Below are 6,753 nucleotides of genomic sequence, written 5' to 3' on the forward strand. Positions count from 1 at the left end.
CCGGGCGATGACTGTACTGACGCCGGCTTGGGCGGTTTTGACGAGGCTGGGTAGGGTTTTGCGCGCGTTGTCGACGCCTACTACGTCCGTTGACAGCGCACGCGCGGCTCCGGTGTCGGTGGCGGTCGGCGGAACTGACGGCGCGGCGGGCGCGGTGAGTGTGTCGCTGGCCGGCTGCGGTGTGGTCGGCGGTGCGGGATCGGCGGGCATCCATGGCCTCCTCAGCGGCGGGGCACTGCGTGGCCCTGCGGGGCGGGGCCGTTCGCCAAGTGCGTAACGTGAAACGTAATGGAAGTCGCGCACGGCGTGAGGAAGTGCGTAAGGAAGTGTTGTTGAGGGGGCGGGCCATGGTGTACGAGCGAGGCGGTTGGGCGGTTGGGCGACATGGAATTGGCGGTAGGGGCGGCATGGAGTGGCGTTGGGTGGCGTCAGGGGTGTGACAGCGGGAAGGGGGTGTCAGGGCGGGGTCAGATCGCTGGTTCGTAGCCGGGTGGGCGGTCGATGCGTAGTGCGAGGCTGAGGTGTGGGCATCGGTGCTGAGGTGGTCCTGCCTGTAACGTCCGCGGTTAGGAGGCCGGCGGAGGGGCGGGGTCTGCGGCCGCGGGGTCGTCCTGCGCAGGTGGCTGCTCTGTCGTCAGTGCCACCTTGTTCGTGTGCCGGAGGTGACCTGTTGGGTGTCCTGGGCAGTCAGGCGGTCAGTCCCGATCGGTGCAGGTCATGTCAAGATCTGTGAGGATTTCCTCTACCTCGCTCCCTGTGCGCGACACCAGTTGGGTGATGAGGTAGGAGATCTGGTTGACCGCCTCGATCAGGATCTCTCGCTCGGTGCGGCCTCCGCCGATGGTGAGGGTGTCGATCTCCTGCTCCAGCTCTTGCTGGAGGGAGTTGGCCGGACGGTGGCAGCGGGTCTCCCAGAGCGTTCTGGCAAGGTCGACGGCTGCTCGGGCGGCCCAGCCGTTGCTGAGTGGGCCGCGTCCGGTCGCTGTGGTGGTGTTCTCCACTCGTGACCACCAGGCTCCGGCGACGGCCGAGGCCTCGCGGATCACGCTCTCGCCGGCGCCAACGCGCGTGGGGACGCCGATCTCACGGTTGATCCGCGCGTTGACTTCGCGGTGGGTGCTGCCTGTCGCTGTGGCGATCTGGTGGACGAGCCGAGTGAGCCTGCGCTGCGGGTCGGGCCCGTGGTTGATCTGGTCGAGGAGCATCGGCTGGCGGTCCTCATAGGGGTCGTAGCAGTCGTATTCGCTGTCGCAGCCGCAGGCGATGAGGATTTCCGGGACGGGGATCCGGCCGCATGACGAGCACAGGTAGCTGTCGCAGTTGGCACAGATCATCGACGCGCTGTCAGTCGTGCTGAGGCCTGCTTGCTCCATGGATGTGCACTGGCCGGTACAAGGGCGCGGCTCTCGGGGGGTCGGGGGGAGGTGCAGGCCGGGTTCTGCGGCGGTACGGCGGGCAGGCTCTTCGTCGCGCCGTCGCCGGGCTTCCAAGCACATGGCCCATTCCGCGTCGTTGAGGTGGCTGCGGCAGGCGCGGACGACGGGCAGGTCGTCGTAGCCCTGCGGCCATTGCGCTCGGTTGCGTCGGCAGCGCTTTCGGGTCGTGACGCTGAAGTGGGTACAGAGCCCGTCGGTCGGCCCAGTCGAGGTCATGGGGAATCCTGTCGCGGTTTTCGTTGCGGGTTGGGGGGGTGATCGGCCGTCAGGCGCAGCTGTCGAAACCGCAGACGTAGGGGGTGTCAGTGGTGTGCCAGGGCAGGGTGAGGAACTCGGCGGTGTCCCAGGTGGTGAGGGCGGCGGTGCGGGTGTGGTATCAGCCCAGGCGCTCGATGCGGTAGGTGTCTTCGTAGTCCAGCAGGAGGTAGCCGACGAGTTGCTGGACCTCGCGGCCGGGTAGCGCGTCGGGCGTGGCGGTGGCTTTGACGTCGATGAGGGTGCGGTCGGCGATCCAGTCGGCGTCGGCGCCCTCGACGTCGGCACTGCCGGCGAACAGCGGTGCCAGCACGACCTGTTCGGGTGTGGTGGCCGCGCGTACCGTGGCCAGTCCGGTCTCGGCCGCGCCTGTCATGGCGGTCAGGTCGGTGACGGCATAGTTGGGCACCTGGTGGAGCAGGTCCTCCAGGGTCAGGCCCTCTTCTGCGCGCCCCAGTGTGGTGGTGGGCCAGAGCTGCCCGCTGCGGTAGACCTCCTCGTAGAGGGCTGCTGTGTAGCAGGCGCGGGCGAGGCGATCCTCGACCTCGGGGGTACACAGGAGGGGGCGGGTGCGGTCGTCCAGGCGGTGGGTAGTGATGAGGTGGTCGATCTCTGCCAGCAAGTCGTGTCCGAGGCGGTGCAGCACCGTGCGCCACTGGCCGGCCAGTTCGATCCCGGCGGCCACCGAGCGGTCACGCGCGTTGAGGGCACGCAGGGCAAACCGCAGGCGGTGGTCCACAGCGGATCCCAGTGTTCCCCAGTCCGGCGCTGCCTGCCCGGTCGGCGGCGCAGGGCGCTGCGTGGGGATGTGGGGGCGGCGGGTGCGCGAGCGGTATGAGGCGCGCAGGGTCGCGATGCCGGGCAGTTCGTCTGCCAGGAAAGTGTTCAGCGGTGAGGTCTTGTCGGCGATCATCGAGGTCAGGCTCATCCGGGGGTGCTGCTTTCGTCGATGTGGTGCAGGGGGCGGGCAGTGGCGGCTTGGCCGCTACCGCCGTGACGGGTAGGGGGCTTACCGCTGCTGGTGGGTGGATTGCAGCGCCGTCACGATAGGCGGCTGGCAACGGTGCGGCGGCGTTTCATCGGGTGGATGTCGCTCGATGTGCTGAAGTCCTTTGCGTAGCCGAAGAAGTGACTTGTAGTCAACATGTAGAGGGAGTATCCCCCGGCTCTCAGGGGCCCTGTGCTTCGGGCGGGTGCATGGGCGGCCAAAACGTGTGCAGAGAGCGGGTGGCGCCCGTGGCGACAGTGCGGCGACGATGACAGCGACAGTGTCCCCAACCGCCGCGACCCGGACTTCAACCTCCAGGCAGCCTTGGAGAAAGCTGCCCAGTGGCAGGAGGAGGAGTGGGAGGCGTTCCGCAAGGGGGAGGCGGCGCAGTGGGCCAACTGGGCCGAGCTGACCGCCGACGAACTTCGCCTGGTGACGCGCCCGGACCGCAATAACATGCTCCGCGTGCTGTCCGCCGATGCCCTTCGCGGCTTGGAGGCGAAGCTCACCGCAGCCGACATGGACGCGATCCGGGCCGCGAGCCGCGAGCACTACACGGCGATCGGCTACGGCGGTAAGACACCGACCTCGGCCGCTGGTATCGCGTGGCTGGACAATAACGTCGAGTGCGATGACGCCTCCAGGCGGGTCGTGGTGGCTGGCCCTGCTGCCGGCCGAGCGCCTGGCCGAGCTGATCGAGCCGCTGGACGACGACACCACCCGTAAGCTCAGCGAGGTCCTCGCCAAGAAGCAGCAGGCGGCGGTGAACGAGGCCAACAAGCGGGCCGCGATGAGCGAGGAGGACCGCAAGGCCCACGACGCGTTCAACTCGCAGGTGGACCCCGAGAAGGCGAAGGGCGTCAGCCCGGTGTGGAAGGTCGATGCCTTCCGGTGGTCCAAGAACAACCGGTGGGGCGGCACGAAGTGGCGCGTGGACCAGTTCCCGCCGAACTACGCGTTCACGGACCTCTCCGACCGCTCGGAGGACTGGTACGCGCCGTTCGACGGGCCGAACTGGGAGCGGTGCCTGAAGGACAAGGGCACCGCCGAATGGGTCAGCTGGCCGTATGACCCGCGCAGCGGTCTGCATATCCGCTCGCAGTACGTCAGCGAAGCAGCCCAGCACGGAGCCTCCGCCGACCACCGTGGCCGACGGGGGCTCCGTCGTACCCGGAGGTGCCTACTCCTGGGCGGCGGCGCCGGTCACGCGGACGTAGTCGCGCATCCGGCGGCACGGCTCCACGCGGAGCGGCGACAGTGGATGATCACAGCCTTGGCGAGTGGGTCGGAGGGCCCGTCATGGGCGAGGGGTGTCGTATGGGTGGGGGTGGTTTGGTTCGCTCGGCTTGTTGCTGTTCATGATCATTCCTCGTGTTGAGCTGGGTGACGCGTTCGCCTAGTTGCTCGAGCCTCGTGTTGAGCTGGGTGACGCGTTCGCCTAGTTGCTCGACCCCGCTGAAGGTGCTGTGCGCTGGCCCGCCTACTAGGGCTGGTGCAGTGCCGGGGTTTGCGTGTTGTGGGTGCTGCTGGTGGGTGGTGATGCGGGCATGTTGGGGTTGGGGACCGCGGCGCTCGGGCTTCTCGACGTGGAGGCGCAGTCCGCTGTTGTCTCCCAGGAGCCGTATCTGGTCTTTGTCAGGGTGGCTTGAAGGCCGGCCCTTCACGCAGGGAACCGGTTTTCCGTAGTGCTGGGTGAGCATTTCGGCGAGTCCGGGTATGCCGGGACCCAGCCGGTCACCTGGACTCGGGCTTAGCTTTCCGTCGAGGCGGCCGACCGTCTTGTTCTGGGGCATGGTGTGGGTGTGAGCGGAGCCCGCGAGGACGACGGCCTTCTCGCCAGGCAAACGTCCCTGATCACCCACGATGGCGTTGAACCAGGCACGGTTGGCGTTGCGGACCCGCAGCTCGCCATCCTGGTCCTCGGAGTTGACCTGTTCGTCAGCGGTGCGCTCGTCGACGGAGCGGATGCGCATCCCGTGCGCGTGTGCTTGTTTGACGATGGTGGTGAAGGGACGCTCGTCGGTCTGCTCGAAATGACGTACGTCCAACATTTTGAGTCTGAATTCGAGAGCCCGACTCATCTGCCCCGTGGCGCAGTAGCGGTCCAGATCCCGTTGGTCGTGGCGCTCGAAGGCCTCCATGTAGACGGTTGTGACGCCGGCGTCCTTCAGGTCTTTCATGTGCCGGGCCGGCCACCGGTGCGCGCTGCCGTCTTCGTCTCCGTGCGTCTCTCCGAAGATCGCGATGTCGCTGTCCTGGAATACGGCCGCCATGGCTTGTCGCGGGGTGCCGGCGTCGCGGATCTCCTGGGCAAGGTCTCCTGGCGCTCCCGCGGGAAGATCTGGTCGACCTGGTCGAAGTCGAACACGAGGGCAGCGCGCATGGATTGGGCACTGTAGACCTCACGGCTGACGTCGGTCGTGCGGTCAAGATAGTCGCGGTACTCGGGTGTGGCCAGGGTGTCGATGACGTCGACGAGGTGGTGGACCGGGAATGCGGACGGCTCCTCGAACGTGCCGCCCTTATCCAGGATGTGGGCACCGGCGAGCCCGACCATCCCCTCCGCGAAAGTACGGTTCTCAGAAACGATCTCCTCGAAGTCCTGGGGCAGGAAGATCCGCAGAGTTTCGTCATCCCAAGCCCCCGCCTTCAGGACGTTTTCTTCTCCACTGCTCTGAAAATCATGATACAGCGCGGTCTGGAGGTCTCTGTCGGTTGGCGATTTGGTGCGGAGAAATTGCTCGCTCAGACCGGACAACTCACTGAATTCACCGATTTTCTCCGGGTTCGCGAGCAACGCTTCTTGGGCTGATTCGTACTGTTCGTCCAGCTGTCCCCGGAGGTACCCGCCCAGTTCCTCCTGCTGCTGCATCAAGGTGTGGATCGGGACCTTGGTGAAGTCCAGGATGTAGGCGGCAGCAGGGCGCGACGGTGCCAGCGGACTTGCTATCGGATCCGGTTCTCGTGGTGTGCTCATGGTGGAAGAGTCCTGTGTGCATCGGGGCAGTGGTGGCGTGATCGCATTCCCGCCGTAGGGTGCCAGCTTTTCCAGTGCCACGGGTACGGGAGAACTCCTGAAATCGCTGCGTTCTTCGTGCCCAGCCTCGATCATTCACGTGCGCGCGCCGGCGTGAGGGGGTTGGCTGGCGTGTCCGGTTCCTGATGGTCCGTTCCGTGGGCTGATCATCGCGGGTCAGGCCGGTGGGCCGCGTGTCGTCGCGGGTGTCGTCGGCGTCCACAAGCAGTTCACCGGCCGCTTCACCCGGCCCCGCCCCGCCGAGGTCCTCCTCGAACGGGTCTGCCGGGAGAACGGAGTCAGCACCAAGCTGACCAAGCCGTACTCGCCGACCATCACCGGGAAGATCGAACGCTGGCACCGCACCCTGCGTGGTGAACTGCTGGACGGCTGCGGGCCCTTCGCCAGCCTGCCCGCCGCCCAGGCCGCCATCAGCAAGTGGGTCCACACCTACAACCACGCACGGCCCCACCAGCCGCTGGACATGGCCACCCCCGCCACACTCTTCCGCCCCAACCCGCAGCCCGAGCCAGTCAAGGTCGTGGCCACTCAGCGATCGACGGCGGCATCCAAGCCTCAGAACACCGAGACCCCAGAGGTCCTGCTGGCGCCCTCGGCCGGTGCCGTGGAGTTCGACACCGTGATCTCCGCCAGCGGCCAGCTCAACGTCATCCCCTCCGTGCAGCGCATCCGCCTGGGAGCCGAGCGCGCGGGCCTGCGGGAAGCGTCAAGCAAGTCCTGAGACCTCACACCACAGACCAAGGCGCCCACCCCGGAGCAGGTGGCGAAGCTGACGAAACAAGAGGTCTCGCGGTCCTGGCCCGTCACCGCCGCCGCAACCGTGGACAGCAGGCCGCCACGATCCAGGCCGCGCCACGCGAGCCGCAGCTCGCCGTCGCCACCATGGTGGCCACCGCCTTCGGTGCGGCGACGGTCGCACAAACGCGAGGTTGCTGATCGCCCTGAAGTTCCCCCCTGATCTTGGACAGCGGGTGCTTACGCTGCAGGGGTGAAGTCGTGCCGGAGCCTGGCTCGGGTTTCGAGTGGGGTGAGGTACC

The 6,753-nt window shown here is 67.1% G+C and carries 5 protein-coding genes and 1 pseudogene; 2 read left to right on the forward strand and 4 right to left on the reverse strand.

Going from position 1 to position 6,753, the window contains the following annotated elements; genetic code table 11:
- Nucleotides 1-695 precede the first annotated feature (695 nt).
- Both P3T41_RS36135 and P3T41_RS36140 read right to left on the reverse strand, forming a co-directional pair.
- Nucleotides 696-1,652 (reverse strand): hypothetical protein, encoded by a 957-nt coding sequence (locus tag P3T41_RS36135; RefSeq protein ID WP_280694900.1) that lies wholly within the window; start codon nt 1,650-1,652, stop codon nt 696-698.
- 160 nt (nt 1,653-1,812) lie between these two features.
- On the reverse strand, nt 1,813-2,619 hold the full coding sequence (locus P3T41_RS36140) for a hypothetical protein (RefSeq protein ID WP_280694901.1): 807 nt from the start codon (nt 2,617-2,619) through the stop codon (nt 1,813-1,815).
- Nucleotides 2,620-3,003: 384 nt separating this feature from the next.
- Between P3T41_RS36140 and P3T41_RS36145 the strand changes: the two genes are divergently transcribed.
- Nucleotides 3,004-3,405 (forward strand): hypothetical protein, encoded by a 402-nt coding sequence (locus P3T41_RS36145; RefSeq protein WP_280694902.1) that lies wholly within the window; start codon nt 3,004-3,006, stop codon nt 3,403-3,405.
- Nucleotides 3,406-3,944: 539 nt separating this feature from the next.
- Here the strand turns inward: P3T41_RS36145 and P3T41_RS36150 are convergent.
- Complete coding sequence (locus tag P3T41_RS36150) at nt 3,945-4,952, reverse strand: ChaN family lipoprotein (protein WP_280694903.1); 1,008 nt, start codon at nt 4,950-4,952, stop codon at nt 3,945-3,947.
- The gene (locus P3T41_RS36155; RefSeq protein WP_280694904.1) at nt 4,856-5,737 is read right to left on the reverse strand and encodes a hypothetical protein; all 882 of its coding nucleotides are present in this window, start codon (nt 5,735-5,737) and stop codon (nt 4,856-4,858) included. The genes P3T41_RS36150 and P3T41_RS36155 overlap by 97 nt, the downstream gene beginning before the upstream one ends.
- A gap of 181 nt (nt 5,738-5,918) precedes the next feature.
- Between P3T41_RS36155 and P3T41_RS36160 the strand changes: the two are divergent.
- A pseudogene (locus tag P3T41_RS36160) lies at nt 5,919-6,215 on the forward strand (integrase core domain-containing protein); the annotation flags it as partial.
- Nucleotides 6,216-6,753: the final 538 nt, after the last annotated feature.

It is taken from the genome of Kitasatospora sp. GAS204B (assembly GCF_029892155.1).
Taxonomy (GTDB): Bacteria; Actinomycetota; Actinomycetes; order Streptomycetales; family Streptomycetaceae; genus Kitasatospora.